Origin of the sequence: Pseudomonas sp. UBA6310, from assembly GCF_002438225.1 — a bacterium.
Taxonomy (GTDB): domain Bacteria; phylum Pseudomonadota; class Gammaproteobacteria; order Pseudomonadales; family Pseudomonadaceae; genus Pseudomonas_O; species Pseudomonas_O kuykendallii.
The window spans coordinates 112254-131825 of record NZ_DJTK01000066.1 but is presented as its reverse complement, the minus strand read 5'-3'; the positions used below and the strand labels follow the sequence as shown (position 1 = coordinate 131825).

General features: G+C 65.5%; 15 protein-coding genes and 1 pseudogene. 7 read left to right on the top strand and 9 right to left on the bottom strand.

The features are described from left to right. A pseudogene (locus B3E91_RS16180) lies at window positions 1-166 on the bottom strand (aldehyde dehydrogenase); the annotation flags it as partial. A 254-nt stretch (window positions 167-420) separates the two neighbouring features. Between B3E91_RS16180 and B3E91_RS16175 the strand changes: the two are divergent. Beyond that, window positions 421-2310, top strand: coding sequence for a sigma-54-dependent Fis family transcriptional regulator (locus B3E91_RS16175; RefSeq protein ID WP_287030474.1), 1890 nt, complete (start codon window positions 421-423; stop codon window positions 2308-2310). A 2-nt stretch (window positions 2311-2312) separates the two neighbouring features. Here the strand turns inward: B3E91_RS16175 and B3E91_RS16170 are convergent, their stop codons facing one another. Beyond that, complete coding sequence (locus tag B3E91_RS16170; RefSeq protein ID WP_287030473.1) at window positions 2313-3416, bottom strand: AI-2E family transporter; 1104 nt, start codon at window positions 3414-3416, stop codon at window positions 2313-2315. Window positions 3417-3583: 167 nt separating this feature from the next. Here B3E91_RS16170 and B3E91_RS16165 point away from each other — a divergent pair, with 167 nt between their 5' ends. After that, a complete protein-coding gene (locus tag B3E91_RS16165) occupies window positions 3584-4372 on the top strand; it encodes a TSUP family transporter (RefSeq protein ID WP_286785019.1) in 789 nt (262 codons plus the stop codon). Here the strand turns inward: B3E91_RS16165 and nudC are convergent. From nudC to B3E91_RS16130, 7 genes are all read right to left on the bottom strand, one after another. Continuing rightward, window positions 4340-5170 (bottom strand): NAD(+) diphosphatase, encoded by an 831-nt coding sequence (nudC, locus tag B3E91_RS16160; protein ID WP_287030472.1) that lies wholly within the window; start codon window positions 5168-5170, stop codon window positions 4340-4342. The genes B3E91_RS16165 and nudC overlap by 33 nt on opposite strands. After that, the gene (locus tag B3E91_RS16155; RefSeq protein ID WP_287030471.1) at window positions 5170-6840 is read right to left on the bottom strand and encodes a ferrous iron transporter B; all 1671 of its coding nucleotides are present in this window, start codon (window positions 6838-6840) and stop codon (window positions 5170-5172) included. The genes nudC and B3E91_RS16155 overlap by 1 nt, the downstream gene beginning before the upstream one ends. Before the next feature lie 37 nt (window positions 6841-6877). Then, the gene (locus tag B3E91_RS16150) at window positions 6878-7690 is read right to left on the bottom strand and encodes a crotonase/enoyl-CoA hydratase family protein (RefSeq protein WP_287030470.1); all 813 of its coding nucleotides are present in this window, start codon (window positions 7688-7690) and stop codon (window positions 6878-6880) included. 134 nt (window positions 7691-7824) lie between these two features. Beyond that, window positions 7825-10080 (bottom strand): arginine/lysine/ornithine decarboxylase, encoded by a 2256-nt coding sequence (locus B3E91_RS16145; RefSeq protein WP_287030469.1) that lies wholly within the window; start codon window positions 10078-10080, stop codon window positions 7825-7827. A gap of 130 nt (window positions 10081-10210) precedes the next feature. Next, window positions 10211-10966 carry a DNA polymerase III subunit epsilon gene (dnaQ, locus tag B3E91_RS16140; protein ID WP_273231514.1) on the bottom strand — a complete coding sequence of 252 codons (756 nt, stop codon included), beginning with the start codon at window positions 10964-10966 and terminating at the stop codon, window positions 10211-10213. 11 nt (window positions 10967-10977) lie between these two features. Then, entirely contained in the window at window positions 10978-11430 is a 453-nt protein-coding gene (gene rnhA, locus B3E91_RS16135) for a ribonuclease HI (protein WP_090230967.1), read from the bottom strand. Window position 11431: 1 nt separating this feature from the next. Then, on the bottom strand, window positions 11432-12190 hold the full coding sequence (locus B3E91_RS16130; RefSeq protein ID WP_273231517.1) for a class I SAM-dependent methyltransferase: 759 nt from the start codon (window positions 12188-12190) through the stop codon (window positions 11432-11434). A gap of 70 nt (window positions 12191-12260) precedes the next feature. Here B3E91_RS16130 and gloB point away from each other — a divergent pair, with 70 nt between their 5' ends. The 5 genes from gloB to B3E91_RS16105 all read left to right on the top strand — a co-directional run bounded on the left by gloB (window position 12261) and on the right by B3E91_RS16105 (window position 19572). Then, window positions 12261-13037, top strand: coding sequence for a hydroxyacylglutathione hydrolase (gloB, locus tag B3E91_RS16125; protein ID WP_287030468.1), 777 nt, complete (start codon window positions 12261-12263; stop codon window positions 13035-13037). Between the two features lie 99 nt (window positions 13038-13136). After that, window positions 13137-14705: a lytic transglycosylase domain-containing protein gene (locus tag B3E91_RS16120; RefSeq protein ID WP_287030466.1), complete on the top strand. Its 1569-nt coding sequence runs from the start codon at window positions 13137-13139 to the stop codon at window positions 14703-14705. A gap of 104 nt (window positions 14706-14809) precedes the next feature. Next, window positions 14810-16639: an extracellular solute-binding protein gene (locus B3E91_RS16115; RefSeq protein ID WP_287030465.1), complete on the top strand. Its 1830-nt coding sequence runs from the start codon at window positions 14810-14812 to the stop codon at window positions 16637-16639. Beyond that, window positions 16636-18486, top strand: coding sequence for an extracellular solute-binding protein (locus tag B3E91_RS16110; protein WP_287030463.1), 1851 nt, complete (start codon window positions 16636-16638; stop codon window positions 18484-18486). Before B3E91_RS16115 ends, B3E91_RS16110 begins: the two co-directional genes overlap by 4 nt. Beyond that, on the top strand, window positions 18487-19572 hold the full coding sequence (locus B3E91_RS16105) for a microcin C ABC transporter permease YejB (RefSeq protein WP_282343554.1): 1086 nt from the start codon (window positions 18487-18489) through the stop codon (window positions 19570-19572). It abuts the gene before it with no gap.

Here is a 19572-nt window from a genome sequence, read left to right as displayed (position 1 = left end):
CGGCCGAGGAACGCGGGAACTCGCCGATCACCGAGCCGTTCACCGGCGAGGTGTTGGTGAAGTACTGGCCCTCCACCGGCGGCACGAACTCGCCACCGATGTAGTTGCCGTAGCGGGGTTTGAGGGTAACGACGGCGCCAGGGGTGTTGGGGACTGCGTAACGCATGGGTGTTCTCCTGATCTTGTTGTTGTCATGGGCGGAACCCGCAAGAACATGAGCAAGAGCGAGGCCAGAAGAGGCAAGGCCCCGGCTGACGCGGCCTGCAGCCTAACGCAATGGAGCCTGGGTACCCTCGATGTACCAGATTCGAGACACCCCCAATGACACCTCGTACCGCCGATGACCTGTATGCCTGGAGCGACATTTTGTCCTATGCTGGGCCGGCACCCGCTGCGGCACCGCTTCGGAGAACAACAAGAATGAACACGATCCATCAGCACGCGCAGCAGGTCCTGCGCTTTGGTGAAGGCCTGCCACCCATCCAGGGGCCAGCCAGCGACCCGGCCATCGCGCGTTCCTGGCGACGCTGCCTGGAGCAGCACCACCTCGATCCTTCCCGCCTGCACGCGCCTTACGTGATGGAAGGTCCGCGGCTGAACGAATGCCGCGAACGTCTGCAGCGGATCATTGCCATCGCCCGCTGGCAGATGAACAGCCTGCATCAGCAACTGGGCGGCAGCGACCACGCGATCCTTCTGACCGACACCCAGGGCGTGGTCATAGATAGCCTGGCCCGGGACGCCGAGCGCGACGACTTCCAACGCGCAGGCCTATGGCTGGGCGCGGTGTGGGACGAGGCGACCGAAGGCACCAACGGTGTCGGCACCTGCCTGGTGGAGCGCCAGCCGCTGACGATCCGTCGCGACGCACACTTCCACGGACGTCATACCGGTCTCACCTGCTCCGCCAGCCTGATCCTCGACCCATATGGCGAGCCGCTTGCGGTGCTCAACGTTTCCACCTGCCGGGACGAGCCGACCGGGCGCAACAACTATCAGACCATGGCGCTGACCAGCCTGTCCGCCAAGCTGATCGAAGGCGCCTACTTCGTGCAGACCTGCAACGGCCGACGCCTGCTGCGCCTGCATGCGCGGCCCGAGTATCTGGGCATGCTCAGTGAGGGCCTGCTGGCCTTCGACGAACGTGGCCACATCGAGGCGCTCAACGAAGCGGCGCTGAGCCTGTTGGGCGAAACGCGGGAAGCGCTGCTTGGCCGTCCGCTGGAACATCTCTTCGAGCTGTCCGTCGAGCGCCTGCTTGACCCGTTACCCGGCGATGCCGGTGGTTGCCTGGCGTTGCGCACGCGTGATGGCCGTTTGCTGCATGGCCAACTCGCCCGCCCCGCACCGACGGCGAGGCCGTCCAGAGGAAACAGCCAGGCTCCCTCAGGCGCGGCTGCCCCGTGCCTGGCCGATCCGCGCCTGCGTGAAGCCTTCGGACGTGCCAGCCGCGTGCTGGAGCGCGACGTACCGGTGCTGCTGCACGGTGAAACCGGCACCGGCAAGGATGCCTTCGCCGCCGCGTTGCATCGCAACGGTTCGCGCGCCGGCAAGCCGTTCGTGGCAATTAATTGCGCGGCGATTCCGGAAAGCCTGATCGAGAGCGAGCTGTTCGGCTACCGCGGCGGCAGCTTCACCGGTGCGCACAAGGACGGCATGACCGGCAAGCTCCTGCAGGCCAACGGGGGCATCCTCTTTCTCGACGAAATCGGCGACATGCCGCTGGCCATGCAGACCCGCCTGCTGCGCGTGCTCGAGTCCCGCCAGGTCCAGCCGCTCGGCGCATCGCAGGCATTGCCGCTGGACGTGAGGCTGGTCAGTGCGAGCCACCGCGATTTGCCGGCAATGATCGCCGAGGGGAAGTTTCGCGAAGACCTCTACTACCGGCTCGCCGGCCTGCAGATCAGCTTGCCACCGCTGCGTGAGCGCAGCGACAAGGCCGAACTGATCGAACAGTTGCTGAGCGAAGAAACCGCCGGCGAACCACTACAGCTGGCTCCGGACGCCCTCCAGGCGCTGCTCGTACAGCCCTGGCCGGGCAATGTGCGCCAATTGCGCACCCTGCTGCGTGCGCTGGTGGCGCTAGCCGATAACGGACGCATCGAACTGGAGGATCTGCGCGCGGTGCAACCGGAAATGTCCGTCGCACCGCTGCCCAGCACCGCCCCGCTGGCCGAAGCCGAGCGTGAAGTACTGCTCGCCACCCTCGACGGAGAGCACTGGCACATGACTCGCAGCGCCCAGGCCCTGGGCATCAGCCGTAACACGCTGTATCGCAAGCTGCGACGCCACGGCATCGCCCGGAACTGACACTAGCCGGGTCGCTCCGTGGGCGGCACTACGGGCATTTCGGCGCTCAGCGGCGACGGCGCGCTGGCTGGCCCGGTGAACAGCCCCCATGCCGACATGAACAGCGCCGCGATCAGCGGGCCTACGACAAAACCGTTGAGCCCGAACAGCGACAGTCCGCCCAGCGTCGACACCAGCACCACGTAGTCCGGCATCTTGGTGTCCTTGCCGACCAGGATCGGGCGCAGGATGTTGTCCACCAGGCCGATGACGAAGATGCCGTAGAGGGTCAGCAGCACGCCCTGGGTCACCTGATCGTTGAGCAGGTAATAGATCGCCACCGGTGTCCAGATGATGCCCGCCCCTACCGCCGGCAACAGCGATAGGAACGCCATCAGCACGCCCCACAGCAGAGGGCTGGGAATGCCGAGGAACCAGAAGATCAATCCGCCCAGCGCACCCTGGGTGGCCGCCACGACGATATTGCCCTTCACCGTCGCGCGCGCCACCCGGGTGAATTTGCTGAACAGCTTGCGCTTCTGGTTCTGGCTCAGCGGAATCGCCTGGCGGATGCGGGCAACCAGCTCCGGGCCATCGCGCAGGAAGAAGTACAGCAGGTAGAGCATCACGAAGAAGCCCACGACGAACTCGAACGTGCCCTGGCCGAAACTGAAGGCCTTGGTCGCGAGGAACTGGCTGCCGGCGAGTGCGCCGCTGGAAAGACGATCACGCAAGCTGCCGAGGTCGTTGAGGCCGAAGCGGTCCAGCTGGTTCTGAACGAAATGCGGCAGCATCGCGCGGAATTGTTCCACATAGGCACCGACGTTCAGGTCGCCGCTTTCGATCCGCTGGTAGAGCGTGGCGCCCTCCTGCACCAGCAGCGCGGTGATGATGATCACCGGCAGCACCGCCACCAGCAGGCTCACCAGCAACGTGGTCAGCGTCGTCAGGTTGCGTCGCCCGCCGAAGCGCTTGAGCAGGCGCCGCTGCAACGGGCCGAAGAGGATGGCGAGAATCACCGCCCAGAACACGGCGCCGTAGAACGGCAGCAGGATCCAGGCGAATGCCAGCGAAACCACCAAAAGCAGCGCCAGGAAGACCTTCTGTTCCAGGTTCGGTTTGTTCATGAGTTTCCCTAGTAAACGACATTCGACTCCTGCGTTAGTCAACGCCGGCGGAAGCAAAGTGCCGGCGTGGGAGCCGGACGCGGGCGATACGCCGCGGCCGATTCCTTCTCACGTCGAATAGCGGCATCATGCGCGCCTGTTTTCGCCACTCGGCCGCCCTCGACGCCATGCCATTTCCCTTCGAACTCGCCGTAGATCCCGGCACCCTGGTCATTCTCGCCCTGGTCGCTTTCCTCGCCGGCTTCATCGACGCGATCGCCGGCGGCGGCGGGCTGCTGACGATGCCGGCGCTGCTCACTGTCGGCCTGCCGCCGCATCTGGTTCTGGGCACCAACAAGCTGTGTGCCACCTTCGGTTCGGGAATGGCCGGTTTCACCTTTTACCGGCGCAAGCTCTTCGATCCGGGTGAATGGCGAATTGCACTGCTGGCGACCGCAATCGGCGCGCTGATCGGCGCGATCGTCGCCCATTGGGTGCCGGCACGCTGGCTCAATCAACTGCTTCCGCTGATCGTGTTCGGCTGCGGGCTGTACCTGTTGTTCGGCAAGGTGCCGGAGGGTGCCCTTGAGGGCAGCGCAGCGCCCATCGCCAAGGGACGGCAATGGCCGCAAGGCCTTGGGCTGGGGTTCTACGATGGCGTGGCCGGCCCGGGGACCGGGGCGTTCTGGACGGTCAGCAGCCTGCTGATGTACCCGCTCGACCTGCTGCGTGCCAGCGGCGTGGCGCGCAGCATGAACTTCGTGAGCAACGCCACGGCGCTCGCGGTGTTCATCTGTTCCGGTCAGGTGGCCTGGGCGCTCGGGCTCGGCATGGGCCTGGCGTTGATGCTCGGCGCGTTCATCGGGGCGCGCACCGCGATCAAGGGCGGGGCCCGATTCATCCGCCCCGTGTTCATCCTGGTGGTGTTGGCGTTGACCGCGCGGCTAGTCTGGCAGCACTGGATCGGCGCCGCCTGAACGGCGAGCCATATACAGATCGATCAGATACCGCGCGATGGACTTCGCGTTGGGCAGCGGTGGCAGGTCGTTCAGGTTGAACCACTGCGCATCCTCGATCTCGCCAGGTTGCGGAACGATGTCGCCACCGGCGTACTCGGCATGAAAGCCGAGCATCAGCGAATGCGGGAACGGCCAGCTCTGGCTGCCGAGGTACTGCAGGTTTCGCACCTCCACGGCAACTTCCTCGCGCACTTCGCGCACCACACACTGCTCCACCGTCTCGCCCGGTTCGACGAACCCCGCCAGCGTGCTGTAGACACCGCTTACGAAGCGCGGTGAGCGTGCCAACAGGACCTCATCCCCCCGAGTGACCAGCACGATCATGCTGGGCGAAATCCGTGGGTACTGATGCAGCCCACACTCCACGCAATGCATCGCGCGCTCGCCCGCATGCCGATGCATCCTCGCGCCGCACCGGCCGCAGAAACGGTGCTGGCTGGCCCAGGTGCCGATCTGGCTGGCGTAGGCAAGCATCTGGAACTGCTCGGCATCGCTCTGCATCATGAGCTGGCGCAAGCCCTGCCAGTGCGCGCCAGGCAGCTCGAACGGCTGGTCCGCCTGCAGCAGGAACACCGGTTGCCCGTCGAACTGACCGATCCCGTGCTCATCGAACCTGGCCAGCTCCTGACGCTTCAGCCATTCACGGGGGAACAGCAGGCCATTGGCGTCCGAGAGAAAGCCATCGGGCGATGCGGCCAGCGCCCATCCACCGGGGACTCCGGCATCCACCAACCCGGCACACCAGCGGCTACCCATCAGGCAGCCACCGGCATGCCGAGGGCGCGAACGCTATCGGCGGCGAGGTCGAGCACCTCTGAATGCTCATCGGGCAACAGCGTGCCCGCTTCCAGGTAGTACTCGAGACTGGCGAGGGCATCCGCGAGGGTTTCCAGCATCTGTTCCGACGGTCGCGCGGGTGCTTCGAGCATCTGCCGCTGGATGTAGTCGGCGCAGGCGCCGATCATCGCCGCCGCTCGCGGCTGATCGAGGAACCACAATCCACCGCGGGCGGTCTGCAGCGTTCCAGGGACGTTGAGCAGATGCATCTTGTCTCCTTCGGATTCCAGGTAGGCGGTGATCGCCCGCTTGGCCAGCGCGAGGCACGCCTGCGCTTCGTCGATCACCAGGATGCGCGCTTCCGCGAGCTGGTGAATGGCGAAGGACTGCGCGTCGGCCCCGAGAACGGCTCGTGGACGGGCTTCGCGCCGCTCGCCGCGGTCAAGACTGGCAACCATGCCTTCCACGTACAACACCGCATCGGCCAGACCATGCAGTGCATTGGCCGGAACGGGATTCTGGTCGACCCAGGAAGAAACCTCGGCCAGTTGCGTCTGCAGCGCGTTGCCCGCGGAGGTCAGGCCAACCATCGCCAGGGTCTTGGACAACTTGCCGAGCAGCGCGTGCAGGTTGCCCAGGCTCTCTTCGTCGGCGGCGCCCCGCTCGATGAGGTCGAGCAGGTCCTTGACGCTGGCGAGCTCCTCGCCGATCGCCGAAGACAGCGATCGCATCACCGCCTGGCCGGGGCCGGTGAGGCGCTGGTATTCCTCTTCGAGAAGGTGGTCGGTGAACGGCAGCGCGGTGAGGCTGAAGATCTCGCGCAGCGGTTCGGCCAGCGGACCATGGGTGTCGGCCAGCGCGACCAGGTAGAGCATCTCCTTGAGCAACAGGCGCGGCGCCTCGTAATCGGGCGCGGCGAGCAACTGGCGCAGTTCGCGATCGATGCGGGCGAACAGCTGTTTGCGTGATTTGCGCGGTAACAGCTGGCCGTCGACCTGGGCTTCGATCGCGGCCGCAGCGATCCAGCAAAGTCGCGAACGCGGATCGTCGCCGAGCAGCCCGTCGAGTCGCGTCAGCGCGCGCAGCATCAGGCGCAGGCTGGAGGCCGAACTCTGCTCGCGGATGAAACCAAGCAACCCGACCTGATACATCTGCCGCAGCCGGCGACCCTCGGCCGCCAGGTCGACCGTTTCGCCGGTCGTCCCATCGCGCAGCGGACGCGGCTGGTCGAGGCGGACACTGAAAAAGAAACTCTCCGGCAGCGGCGGCTGGTTGCCGGCCTTGCGCAGATCGTTGATCGCCGGCAGCAGGACTTCCGGCATTTCCTCGCGGTGCGCATCCAGGTTCTCCAGGTAGCGGCGCAGCACGAAGAGTGCGGTGCTGAGCGCAGCCAACTGGATGTCGCGCACCTCGCTGGCGCCCGCGGGAATGTCGGTCGCCTGCTGCTGAATCTCCTGGGCGAGCATTTCAGCGCCGGTGAGCTCGATCAGCTTGAGCGTCCCGCGAACCTGCTGCAGGCTTTCGATCGCCTGTTGCAGCAGGCTGACGTTCTCGCGCTCGGTGATGAACTGCTCGAGGCTATGCTCGGCCTCCTCCATGGTGGCGAACAGCTCGTCGCGCACCAAGCCGAGGGATGTGGCTCCAGCCATGCCTATCGCGCCTCCGGCGCTCTGTCCGAAACCGAATTCAATCGGCGAAGTCCGCTTTCTGCTTGGTCATCTGCGCGGCCATGGCCACGCGTAGATCGGCAGACTGCAACATGGCGGCATTCCAGGTCGCGATGTACTCCAGGCCGTCGTCGACCCGGTGATCGCGCATGTAGCGGATCATTTCCTTGGTGCCGCGAATGGCCACCGGGGATTTCGCGGCGATCTCGCGGGCGATGGCGAAAACCCCGTCGAGCAACGCCTGCTGGTCGCCGTAGGTCCGGTTGACCAGGCCCAACTGGCGCGCTTCCTCGCCATCGATGCTGCGCCCGGTAAAGGCGAGTTCGCGCATCATGCCGTCGCCGATGATCCGCGGCAGGCGCTGCAGGGTGCCGACGTCGGCGGCCATCCCCATGTCGATCTCCTTGATGGAGAACTGCGCATCGGTAGTCGAGTAGCGCATGTCGCAGGCGCTGATCAGGTCGATGGCGCCTCCCAGGCAGTAACCCTGAATCGCCGCGAGCACCGGCTTGCTGCACTGGTCCACGGCGTTGAAGGAGGCCTGCAACTGCAGGATCTTGCGCCGCAGCACCTGCGCGTTGCGGCCGACGTCCTTGCCCAGCTCGCTGCCGACCGACGCCAGCATCGCCAGGTCGATGCCCGATGAGAAGTGCTTGCCGGCACCGGATACGATCACCACACGGATGTCGTCGGTCTCGTCGATCCAGCGGAAGATGTCGATGATTTCCGTCCAGAAATCGGCGTTCATCGCGTTAACTTTTTCCGCGCGGTTGATCGTCACGTGGGCGATCTTGTCCTGGGTTTCGACGCGGAAGGCTTTGTAGTCGGACACGGCTGTCATCCTCGACAACGGACAGTTGGGCGCGGCGAGGCGCGCGGCGGCGTAGCCGGCCAACTATAACAACAAGCGCCTCGCAAAAGTCGATCCCGCCGCGCCTGCCAGGTCGGCACCGCCGGCCCGATACGTCATTCCTTGATGCAGTCGACGGTGTAGACCCGCCCCGCCTCGCCATCCTCGTGCTGCAGACCGTGCACATCCGAATCGAAGCCGGGGAAGCTGCGGTCGAAGGTGCCGGCGAACTCGAGGTAGTCGATGATCGCGCGGGTCGCGGGGGTGAAGCGCTCGCCCGGCATGATCAGCGGAATGCCCGGCGGATACGGCACCAGCATCACCGCGGCGATACGGCCTTCGAGCCGATCGATCGGCACCGCTTCGACGTCGCCGCGCACCAGCTTGTCGTAGGCATCCGCGGGCTTGATCGCCAGTTCGGGCAGCATCGTGTACATGCGCTTCTGCGCCTTGGCGGTACGGTTTTCCCGGTAGCAGCCATGCAACTCGTCGCAGAGATCGCGCAGGCCCAGCCCGGCGTAGCGCGTGCCGCCCTGGCGCGCGACCGAAGGCAAGGCTTCGCTGAGCGGCACGTTGGCGTCGTAATGGCGCTTGAACTCCAGCAGCTCGGTGACCAGGGTGCTCCACTTGCCCTTGGTGATGCCCATCGAGAACAGCACCAGCATCGAATAGAGGCCGGTCTTCTCCACCACTAGTCCGCGCTCCCAGAGGAACTTGCTGACCACCGCGGCCGGAATCCCGCGTTCGTCCAGGCGCCCGCCGGCGGTGAGGCCAGGCGTGGTCAGGGTGACCTTGATCGGATCGAGCAGCACGTAGTCCTCGGCAACCTCGCCGAAGCCATGCCAGTCGGCGTCCGGCGCCAGCAGCCAGTCGGCCGTGGTGGCGCTGTCGGCACCCTCCGCCAGGGGCGGCTGCCAGATGCTGAACCACCAATCGTCCTCGCCCAGGCTCTGCTGCAGATTGGCCAGGGCGCGGCGAAAGCTCAGCGCTTCGTCGAAGGTTTCCTGGATCAGCGAACGCCCGGCCGGCCCTTCCATCATCGCCGAGGCCACGTCCAGCGAGGCGATAATGCTGTACTGGGGCGAAGTCGAGATGTGCATCATGAAGGCTTCGTTGAAGCGGTCGCGGTCCAGCTGGCGCACGCCGCCGTCCTGCACATGGATCATCGACGCTTGGCTGAAAGCCGCCAGCAGCTTGTGCGTGGAGTGTGTGGTGAACACCAGCGGCGCCTGTTCATGGCGCCGCGTGCCCATGCCATAGCGGCCGGCGTAGAACTCGTGGAACGCGGCGTAGGCGTACCAGGCTTCGTCGAAATGCAGCACTTCGACGCTTTCGCCGAGGGTCTGCTTGATCAGTTCGGCGTTGTAGCAGAGGCCGTCGTAGGTGGAGTTGGTGACCACCGCGAGCTTGACCTTCGGCGCCCGGCCTCGGGTCAGCGGGTTGGCGTCGATCTTCGCCTGGATCGACTCGCGGCTGAATTCGGACAGCGGGATCGGCCCGATGATGCCCAGCTCGTTGCGCTCCGGCACCAGGTACAGCGGCACCGCGCCGGTCATGATGATGGAGTGCAGGATCGACTTGTGGCAGTTGCGGTCGACCAGCACCAGATCGTCGCGGCCGACCATGCTGTGCCAGACGATCTTGTTCGCCGTCGAGGTACCGTTGATCACGAAGAAGGTGTGGTCGGCGCCGAAATTGCGCGCGGCGCGGGCCTCGGCCTCGGCCAGCGGGCCGGTGTGGTCGAGCAGCGAGCCGAGCTCGGGCACCGACACGGACAGGTCCGAACGCAGTGTGTTCTCGCCGAAGAACTGGTGGAACGCCTGGCCCACGGGGCTCTTGCGATAGGCCACGCCACCGCCATGGCCGGGCGTGTGCCAGGAGTAGTTGGATTGTGCGGTGTGCTCGACCAACGCCTTGAAGAACGGCGGGAGCAACCCTGAGAGGTAGTTGCGCGCGGCCCTCGCGACCTGCCGGGCGAGAAACGGCACGGTGTCCTCGAACAGGTAGAGCAGCCCGCGCAGGTGATTCAGGTCCGCCATTGCCTCGGCGGGCGCGTTCTCGATGGTGACCTGCTCGCCGAGGGCGAAGATCGGCAGTTGCGGGGCGCGCACGCGGGCCAGGCGGATCAGCTCGATGACGTCCTGCAGCAGGCGCTGGTTCTCCCCGGCACCCTCGGCGGCGACCAGGATGCAGGCCAGGCCGTGGTGGGTCGAGGCGACGATGCGCCCTTCGGCCGAGCTGGCGGTGGAAAGGATGCTGAACCCGTCCTGCGCCAGTTCCTGGGCAATACCGCGCACGCGTTCACCGGCGACCGTGTCGGCCTTGATGTCGCGATGCACGATGAGCACGGGGAATTTCAGATCTTTGTACATGTCACCGCCCTGAGGTCGGCAGGTCCGCCCTGCCCGTCGCCTCAGGGTAGAGGCTCGCCCCGGCGGGAGGAACCCCCGGCCGCGACCGCTGTACGAAAAGGTCGCGCGGCGATAACTCGCCGCGGCCGTTTCAGGCTTCGCTCAGCGCCTCGGCCGGCGCCTGCTCCAGCTGCGTCCAGAGCGCCGGGGCGCCGGCGGACTTCTCGATGACCGCGAGCCGCGCCGCATGGGCGGCGAGTTCGGCCTCGCTGGCACGAATCACCCGGGTGAGCGCGCGATCGGCACCCAGACGTCGGATCGGCGTGGGATGGGCGCGGCCACCGGTTTCGCTTTCGCTGCCGTCACCGGCGAGGGACAGGTTGGTCTGCCCACCGGTCATGGTCAGGTAGACGTCGGCGAGAATCTCGGCATCGAGCAAGGCGCCGTGTAGGTCGCGACCGGAGTTGTCCACGCCATAGCGCTTGCACAGGGCATCGAGGTTGTTGCGCTGGCCGGGATGCCGTTCCCGCGCCATGGCCAGGGTGTCGAGCACCGAGCAGTGTTCGCTGATGTCGGCGCGCTCACGCTGCCCGAGCAGGGCGAATTCGTTGTTGATGAAGCCGATGTCGAACGCCGCGTTGTGGATGATCAACTGCGCGTCTTTGATGAACTCGAAGAAGTCGTCGGCGACATCCTTGAAGCGCGGTTTGTCGGCGAGGAAATCCAGGGTGATGCCGTGGACCGCAATCGCGCCTTCGTCGATCTCGCGATCAGGGTGAAGATACACGTGGAAATGCCGCCCGGTCAGGCGGCGTCCGATCACTTCGACGCAACCGATCTCGATGATGCGGTGGCCGTCGGTGACCGGCATGCCGGTGGTTTCGGTATCGAGTACAACTGAACGCATGGCGCTTCCTGTCAGACGGAGGTTCTGTGTTTCGCCGAGACGACGCCGCGGTTGGCCAGCATGTCGGCATGCTCGTTGCCGGGATGGCCGTTGTGGCCGCGCACCCACTGCCAACTCACGTTGTGCCGGGCGACCTGCTCGTCCAGCTGCTGCCACAGATCGGCGTTCTTCACCGGCTGCTTGGCGGCGGTCTTCCAGCCGCGCTTCTTCCAGTTCGGCAACCATTCCTGGATGCCGCGCATGACGTATTCGGAGTCGGTCACCAGCAACACGTCGCACGGACGCTTGAGCTCGGCCAGGCCGCGGATCGCCGCAGTGAGTTCCATGCGGTTGTTGGTGGTATCGGGCTCGCCGCCCCAGAGCTCGCGCTCGACGCCCTTGTACACCAGCAACGCGCCCCAGCCGCCGGGGCCGGGATTGCCCTTGCAGGCGCCATCGGTATAGATCGTGGTCTGTTCAGTCATTTCATTGCTCGGAATCGCGCCGGCTGACCTTCGCCACCGGCATCGGCAGCAGCTTGCCCATGGGTTCGCGGCGGGTCTGCGGCAGGGGGCGCAAACCGACGACCAGCTTGCGCGCCACCAATAGATAGAAGCCGGGGCCCGGCATGTGCCCGCGGTCGCCCCAGCGTTCCAGACGCGCCAGGCGGTTCTGCCAGGCGCTGGAAGCGAGCGGCGGACGATAGCACCCGAAGCGGCGTTTCTCCAGCGCGAATCCGAGCAGGTTCATCCAGTCGCCGACCCGTGTCGGGGCGATGCAGCGGGCCTGGCGAAAGGCGTCCTGGGCGAACAGGTGACGCATCCCCCAGCTGCTCCACGGGTTGATTCCGACGATCAGCAGGTGGCCTCCGGGGCGCACGCTGCGCGCGGCTTCGCGCAGCAGGCCGTGGGGCGACAGCGAGAAGTCCAGACCGTGCTGCAGCACCACGATGTCCGCCGCGTGCTCGCCCAGCGGCCAGGCCTGCTCCTCGCAGACGATCTCCACGCCGGGAAACGGTGCACCCAGGCTGACGCTGCGCTGGATCTGCTTCGCCGCCGGCAGCGGTCCGGCCTGCGGACCGTAATGCACCAGATAACCGCCGAAGTAGCGCGCCAGTTCCTCCTCCAGCACCCGGCGTTCTTCCACCAGCAGTTGCTGCCCGAACGGGCCCTCGAACCACTCGCGGGCGGCGCCAATCAGCGCCTGCCACTGCGGATCGGCCTGGGCGATGGTGTTTTCGGTCATGCGATTCTCCTGCAAGGAGGCCTGGGCCTGCTTAAGATGCAACTTTGTAATCCGCATAGCGAGCCAAGCCATGTTGCGTATCGATGCCCTGCCCGCCTTCGCCGACAACTATATATGGCTGTTGCAGGACGACCAAAGCCGCCGCTGCGCGGTGGTCGATCCGGGCGACGCCGCCCCCGTGCAAGCCTGGCTGGATGCCCACGCCGGCTGGACCCTGGAAGCGATTCTGACCACTCATCACCACGCCGACCATGTCGGCGGGGTCGCCGCCCTCAAGGCGAAGACCGGCGCGCGGGTCTTCGGCCCGTCGCAGGAGAGCATTCCGGCCCTCGATCAGGCGCTGGGCGACGGCCAGCGTATCGAGGTGCTTGGCCTGGACTTCGAGGTGATCGACGTCCCCGGTCATACCCTCGGCCACATCGCCTACTTCCATGATGATGCCCTGCCCTGGCTGTTCTGCGGCGACACCCTGTTCGCCGCCGGTTGCGGTCGACTGTTCGAGGGAACGCCCCGGCAGATGTTCGATTCGCTGAACAGGCTCGCCGCGCTGCCGGACGCCACCCAGGTCTACTGTGCCCACGAGTACACCCTGAGCAACCTGCGTTTCGCCGCAGCCGTGGAACCGGAGAACCCGCAGATCGCCGCTCGCGTGGCGCAGGTCACGCAATGGCGCGCGGAGGGACGCATTAGTCTGCCGTCGCAGATCGGCCTGGAGCGGCAGACCAATCCTTTTCTGCGTTGCGGCGAGGCCAGCGTCGAAAAGACGCTGGACCAGCGCTGCGGCCTTCAAGCACGCACTTCGTGTGAATCCTTCGCCGCACTGCGCAGTTGGAAAAACAGTTTCTGAGGTCTGGAATGCGGACGGAGGGGTTGGTGAAAACTTGACCACCCGGAGGGCGGTTCCTAGAATCGCCCGACCTTTTCGCCTGGACAAGCACCCCGCCCGATGCCGCCAACCGACCGCAAGACCTCAGCCCCGGACACCTTGGCGCGCCTTTCGAGACTGTCCCCGCTGGTCTTCGCTCTGATTCTCGGCGGTTGCCAGAACCTCGCACAGCAGACTCCTGAACAGCTTGGGCGGAGCACCGACACCGCCGTCGGAATGCCTCAGCAGCGCACCGAGTGGTTGAACCAAACGCCGGCGCCTCAGCCGCCGCAGGACATCTGGGAGCGGATGCGTAGCGGTTATGCGCTGCAGGGCGAGATCGGCCTGAACCCGCGCATCGAACGCCAGCGCCTGTGGTTCGTCAGCAATCCCTCATTCTTGGAAAGCAGCTGCGAGCGCGGCAGCCTCTACATCCACTACGTCGTCGAACGCCTGGAAGAGCGCAACATGCCGCTCGAACTGGCGCTGTTGCCGATGATCGAGAGCGCCTACAACCCGCTGGCGCTGTCGCGTTCCAACGCCGTGGGCATCTGGCAGTTCATCCCCGCGACCGGTCGCTACTACAACCTGCGCCAAACCAGCTGGTACGACGGCCGTCGCGACATCACCGCCTCGACCAATGCCGCGCTGGATTACCTGAGCAAGCTGCAGGACATGTTCAACGGCGACTGGCTGCTTGCCCTCGCCGCCTACAACGCGGGCGAAGGCACCGTCAGCCGGGCCATCGAGCGCAACCAGAAACTCGGCTTGCCGACCGACTACTGGAACCTGCCGCTGCCCAAGGAAACCCAGGAGTATGTGCCCAAGCTGCTGGCGCTGTCGCAGATCGTCCTGGCACCGGAAGCCTACGGGATGGACCTCAGCCCGATTGCCAACGAGCCCTATTTCGAGACGGTCGAGATCAAGCAGAACATGGACCTGTCGCGGGTCGCCGCCATGGCCGATCTGGACGCCGACGAGCTGATGCTGCTCAACCCGGCGTTCAAGCGCGGCATTACCCGCGACGGCCCGAAGCAACTGCTGGTGCCGACCGAGAAAGCCGAACTGTTGGCCGCCAACCTGTCGATGATGAAGGCCCAGGAACCGGTGGACTGGCAGGATTACAAGGTTCGTCCGGGCGACAGCCTGCACAGCATCGCCAACCGCTACCGGCTGACGGTGGCGACGATCAAGGACATCAACCGGCTGAGCAGCAATCACCTGAGCGTCGGCCAGGTGCTGAGCATTCCCGCGGAGCCCGGCCAGACCGGCGACGTACCTCTGTTCGGCAACGTCGCTGCCAGCGCGCCTGCCGCCAGCGCGCGCAGCTACCGGGTCAAGGACGGTGACAACCTCTGGCAGATCGCCCGCGACAACAAGGTCGAGGTGAAGGACCTGCAACGCTGGAACAAGCTCGCCGGCAAGGACCTCAAGGTGGGCCAGACGCTCGCCCTGCAAGGCGGCGGCTTGCAACTGGCGTCCGCCGGCGGCCCGGTGAAGGCAACCTATTACAAGGTGAAGAAAGGCGACTCGCTGCACCAGATCGCCAAGCGCTTCAATGTCGAAGTCGATAGCCTGAAGCGCTGGAACCCGCAAAGTGGCCAGTCGCTCAAACCCGGCCAGACGCTGACCCTGCGCCTCTCGAACTGATTGGCGCGCGCCACGCCTCCGCGCCTTCCGGCCGAGGGAGGCAAGCTGCTACTGTACCGATCCCCATTCCACGTGCCGTCGTCCTGGATCGGATTTCCCGCCTGATGCGTTTTCTTCTCTCTCTGCTCTTCGGCCTCATGACCTGCACGCCGGCCTTCGCCGCGATCAGCGTCAGCCACGGCTATGCGCAGTTCGGAACGCTCAAGTATCCGGCCGACTTCAACCACTTCGACTGGGTGAATCCGCAAGCGCACAAGGGCGGCACCTTGCGGGTGATGGCGTCCGGCACCTTCGACACTCTCAATCCCTACACCCTCAAGGGCAGCCCGCCGTCGGGCACCGCGGACTTCCTCGATTACGGGGTCAGCGAGCTGAACGAAACGCTGCTTGCCGGCACCGGCGACTATGACCCGTCGGGCGACGAGCCGGCGTCCAGCTACGGACTGATCGCCTCGAGCGTGGAATACAACGAGGACCGCAGCTGGGTGGTGTTCAACCTGCGCCCGGAGGCGCGCTTCCACGACGGGGTGCCGATAACCGCCTACGACGTGGCGTTTTCCTACCGCTTGCTGCGCAAGAAGGGCCATCCGCAGTACCGCACCAGCCTGCAGGAAGTGGAGCGCGTCGACATTCTCGGTCGCCAGCGCATCCGTTTCGTCTTCAAGCGCGCGGGCAACCCGCTGCTGATCCTGCGCCTGGGTGAGTTGCCGGTGCTGCCGCAGCACTACTGGAAGGACCGAGACTTCACCGCCACCACCTACGAAGCGCCGCTGGGCAGCGGGCCGTATCGCATCACCCGGGTTTCTCCGGGGCGCCGGCTGGTGTTCGAGCGGGTCGCCAACTGGTGGGGCGAGAACCTGCCGGTGAACCGCGGCAAGTACAACTTCGATCGCGTTGAGGTGGAGTTCTACCGCGACAGCCATATCGCCTTCGAGGCGTTCAAGGCCGGCGAATTCGATATCTACATCGAGCATCAGGCGAAGAACTGGGCCAACGGCTATCGTTTTCCGGCCGTGGAACAGGGCGCGGTGGTGCGCGCGGAAATCCCGCACAAGATCCCGACCCAGACCCAGGCGCTGTTCATGAACAGTCGCCGTGCGCCGTTCGCCGACATCGCCGTGCGCGAGGCCGTGGGCCTGATGTTCGACTTCGAGTGGGCCAATCGCACCCAGTTCAACGACGCCTACCGGCGCGCGGAGAGCTACTACCCCAACAGCGCCTTCTCGGCCACCGGCGTGCCCACCGACGCCGAGCTCCAGCTGCTGGAGCGTTACCGCGCGCAGTTGCCGGAGAAGCTCTTCGAGGAGCCGTTCGATGTTCCGCACACCGACGGGCGTGGCATCCCGCGGGAAACCCTGCGCCGTGCGCTCGGTCTATTGGCCGGAGCCGGTTACCGGCTATCCGGGCAACGCCTGCTGGATGCCGACGGCAGGCCCCTTCGATTCGAGATCCTGCTGGTCAATCCCAATCTGGAGCGCATTCTGCAGCCGTACGCCGAAAACCTCGCCCGCATCGGTATCGACGTCAGTCTGCGCACGGTGGACCGCGCGCAGTACAAGCAGCGCCTGGACCAGTACGACTACGACATGATCCTGCTGACCCTGCCGCAGACCCTCAGCCCCGGCCTGGAGCAGTGGCAGTACTTCCACTCCAGCCAGGTGGCGCTCAAGGGTGGCCGCAACTATGCCGGCGTCGCCAACCCAGTGGTCGACGGGCTGCTCGAAAGCCTGCTCGCCGCCGGCACCGAATCCCAGCAGCAGGCCGCCGCCCGCGCCCTTGACCGGGTCCTGCTCTGGCAGCACTACAGCATTCCGAACTGGTACATCGATTATCATCGCATCGCGTACCGCAATCGCTTCGCCTTCGTCACCACGCCGCCCTACACCCTCGGCTTGCGCGCCTGGTGGCTGAAGCCCACGGAGAATTCCCGATGAGCAATACCCTGAGCGCACTTCGTCGATTCGGCTGCGGCGCGCTGCTGCTGGCGCTGGCCGGCACCGTCTGCGCCGGCCCCCAGCACGCGATCACGCTGTACGACGAAGCGCCGAAGTACCCGGCGAACTTCAAGCACTTCGCCTGGGTGAACCCGGATGCGCCCAAGGGCGGCATCCTCCGCCTCTCCGGATTGAACGGTTTCGACAGCCTCAATCCGTTCATCCCCAAGGGCAACTCGGCGGATCAGCTCGGCCTGATCTACGACACGCTCACCTACCACTCCCCGGACGAGCCCTTCACCGAGTACGGGTTGCTGGCGGAGAAGATCGAAAAGGCGCCGGACAACAGCTTCGTGCGCTTCTACCTGAACCCCAAGGCACGCTTCAACGACGGCACGCCGGTCACCGCCGAGGACGTCGAGTTCACCTTCCAGACGCTGGTGGACAAGGGCGACCCGATGTATCGCCACTATTACGCGGACGTCGACAAGGTGGTCGTCGAGGACAAGCAGCGCGTGCGTTTCGACTTCAAGCACCCCGGCAATCGCGAGCTGCCCCTGATCCTCGGCCAGCTTCAGGTGCTGCCGAAGCACTGGTGGGCGACCCGCGATTTCGCCAAGAGCAGCCTGGAACCGCCACTGGGCAGCGGCCCGTACCGCATCGCCAAGGTCGATCCGGGGCGTTCGATCCGTTACGAGCGGGTCAAGGACTGGTGGGGCAAGGACCTGCCGGTGAACCGCGGCTACTACAACTTCGACGCGATCAACGTCGACTATTACCGCGACTCCTCGGTGGCGCTGGAGGCCTTCAAGGCCGGCCAGTTCGATTTCAACCTGGAGTACTCGGCGAAGGACTGGGCCACGGGTTACGACAGCCCGGCCCTGCGCGCCGGCAAGATCGTCCAGGAAAACCTGGTCAACCATAACCCGGCGGGCATGCAGTCGTTCGCCTTCAACATCCGCCGGCCGGTGTTCCAGGACCGCCGCGTGCGCGAGGCGATCGCCCAGCTGTTCGACTTCGAGTGGACCAACAAGCAGTTGTTCTTCGGCTCCTACAAGCGCACCCGGAGCTACTTCGAGAACTCGGAGATGGCCGCGACGGCGCTGCCGGACGCCGACGAGCTGAAAATCCTCGAGCCCCTGCGCGGCAAGATTCCCGACGAGGTGTTCACCCAGGTCTTCGCCCCCCCGGTCAGCGACGGCAGCGGAATCATCCGCGACCAGAAACGCCGTGCCTACCAGTTGCTCACCGAGGCCGGCTTCAAGATCGAGAACGACAAGATGGTCGGCCCGGACGGCAAGCCGCTGGCGTTCGAGTTCCTCACCGCGCAGGCGAACCTGGAGCGGATCATCCTGCCGTTCAAGCGCAACCTCGCCGAACTGGGCATCGACCTGCAGATCCGCCGGGTCGACGTCTCGCAGTACATCAACCGGCTGCGTTCGCGTGACTTCGACATGGTCCCGGCCACCTGGGGCCAGTCCAATTCACCGGGCAACGAGCAGATGGAGTTCTGGCATTCGCGCAGCGCCGACAGCCCCGGCAGCCGCAACTTCATCGGCCTGCGCGACCCGGCCATCGACACGCTGGTGGAGGGGCTGATCCGCGCCGACTCGCGCAAGAGCCTGATCCTCCACTGCCGTGCGCTGGACCGCGTGCTGCAATGGGGCAATTACGTGGTGCCGAACTACTACGTCGACACCTGGCGGGTGGCCTACTGGACGCGCCTCGCACACCCGGAAACCACCTCGCTGTACGACTTCGGCATGATGACCTGGTGGCAGAAGCCGGGCGAAAATGCGGTCACGCCCGAAACCGACGGCGCACCGGCCGAGCAGGAAGCGCACTAGATGCTCGCCTACATAGTTCGCCGCCTGCTGCTGATCCTGCCGACGCTGTTCGGCATCCTGCTGATCAACTTCATCATCGTCCAGGCCGCACCGGGCGGGCCCGTCGAACAGATGATCGCCAAGCTCGAAGGCTTCGACGCCGCTGCCGGCGGCGCCACCGGGAGGATTTCCGGCGGCGGATCTGAGGTTTCCGGCGGGCACTCCAACTACCGCGGCGGCCAGGGGCTCGACCCCGAACTGGTCGCCGAGATCGAGAAGATGTACGGCTTCGACAAGTCGGCGCCGGAGCGCTTCTGGATCATGCTGAAGAACTACGCGCAGCTGGATTTCGGCGAGAGCTTCTTCCGTAACGCCAAGGTCACCGACCTGATCGTCGAGAAGATGCCGGTGTCGATCTCGCTCGGGCTGTGGAGCACGCTGATCATGTACCTGGTGTCGATCCCGCTGGGCATCGCCAAGGCCACCCGCCATGGCAGCGCGTTCGACGTCTGGACCAGCTCGGCGATCATCGTCGGCTATGCGATCCCGGCGTTCCTTTTCGCCATCCTGCTGATCGTGGTGTTCGCCGGGGGCAGCTACTACGACTGGTTCCCGCTGCGCGGGCTGACCTCCAACAACTTCGACGAGTTGAGCTGGGGCGGCAAGATCCTCGACTATTTCTGGCACCTCGCGCTTCCGGTGTCGGCGCTGGTGATCGGCAACTTCGCCACCCTTACCCTGCTGACCAAGAACAGCTTCCTCGACGAGATCAACAAGCAGTACGTGGTCACCGCCCGGGCCAAGGGGCTTTCGCGCACCGGCGTGCTCTACGGCCATGTGTTCCGCAACGCCATGCTGCTGATCATCGCCGGCTTCCCGTCGGCGTTCATCGGCATGTTCTTCACCGGCTCGCTGATGATCGAGGTGATCTTTTCCCTCGACGGCCTCGGCCTGCTGAGCTTCGAGTCCGCGCTCAACCGCGACTATCCGGTGGTCTTCGGCAGCCTGTTCATCTTCACCCTGCTGGGCCTGCTGGTGAAGCTGATCGGCGACATCACCTACACCCTCGTCGATCCGCGCATCGACTTCGAAAGCCGGGAGAAATGA

What these genes read in the sequence shown, in the direction of transcription:
- B3E91_RS16130 (WP_273231517.1), bottom strand. Translation starts at nt 12,190, where the DNA reads ATGACCGAAAACACCATCGCCCAGGCCGATCCGCAGTGGCAGGCGCTG.
- B3E91_RS16110 (WP_287030463.1), top strand. Translation starts at nt 16,636, where the DNA reads ATGAGCAATACCCTGAGCGCACTTCGTCGATTCGGCTGCGGCGCGCTG.
- B3E91_RS16120 (WP_287030466.1), top strand. Translation starts at nt 13,137, where the DNA reads ATGCCGCCAACCGACCGCAAGACCTCAGCCCCGGACACCTTGGCGCGC.
- B3E91_RS16165 (WP_286785019.1), top strand. Translation starts at nt 3,584, where the DNA reads ATGCCATTTCCCTTCGAACTCGCCGTAGATCCCGGCACCCTGGTCATT.
- B3E91_RS16175 (WP_287030474.1), top strand. Translation starts at nt 421, where the DNA reads ATGAACACGATCCATCAGCACGCGCAGCAGGTCCTGCGCTTTGGTGAA.
- B3E91_RS16170 (WP_287030473.1), bottom strand. Translation starts at nt 3,416, where the DNA reads ATGAACAAACCGAACCTGGAACAGAAGGTCTTCCTGGCGCTGCTTTTG.
- B3E91_RS16155 (WP_287030471.1), bottom strand. Translation starts at nt 6,840, where the DNA reads ATGGCTGGAGCCACATCCCTCGGCTTGGTGCGCGACGAGCTGTTCGCC.
- gloB (WP_287030468.1), top strand. Translation starts at nt 12,261, where the DNA reads ATGTTGCGTATCGATGCCCTGCCCGCCTTCGCCGACAACTATATATGG.
- B3E91_RS16145 (WP_287030469.1), bottom strand. Translation starts at nt 10,080, where the DNA reads ATGTACAAAGATCTGAAATTCCCCGTGCTCATCGTGCATCGCGACATC.
- rnhA (WP_090230967.1), bottom strand. Translation starts at nt 11,430, where the DNA reads ATGACTGAACAGACCACGATCTATACCGATGGCGCCTGCAAGGGCAAT.
- B3E91_RS16115 (WP_287030465.1), top strand. Translation starts at nt 14,810, where the DNA reads ATGCGTTTTCTTCTCTCTCTGCTCTTCGGCCTCATGACCTGCACGCCG.
- dnaQ (WP_273231514.1), bottom strand. Translation starts at nt 10,966, where the DNA reads ATGCGTTCAGTTGTACTCGATACCGAAACCACCGGCATGCCGGTCACC.
- nudC (WP_287030472.1), bottom strand. Translation starts at nt 5,170, where the DNA reads ATGGGTAGCCGCTGGTGTGCCGGGTTGGTGGATGCCGGAGTCCCCGGT.
- B3E91_RS16105 (WP_282343554.1), top strand. Translation starts at nt 18,487, where the DNA reads ATGCTCGCCTACATAGTTCGCCGCCTGCTGCTGATCCTGCCGACGCTG.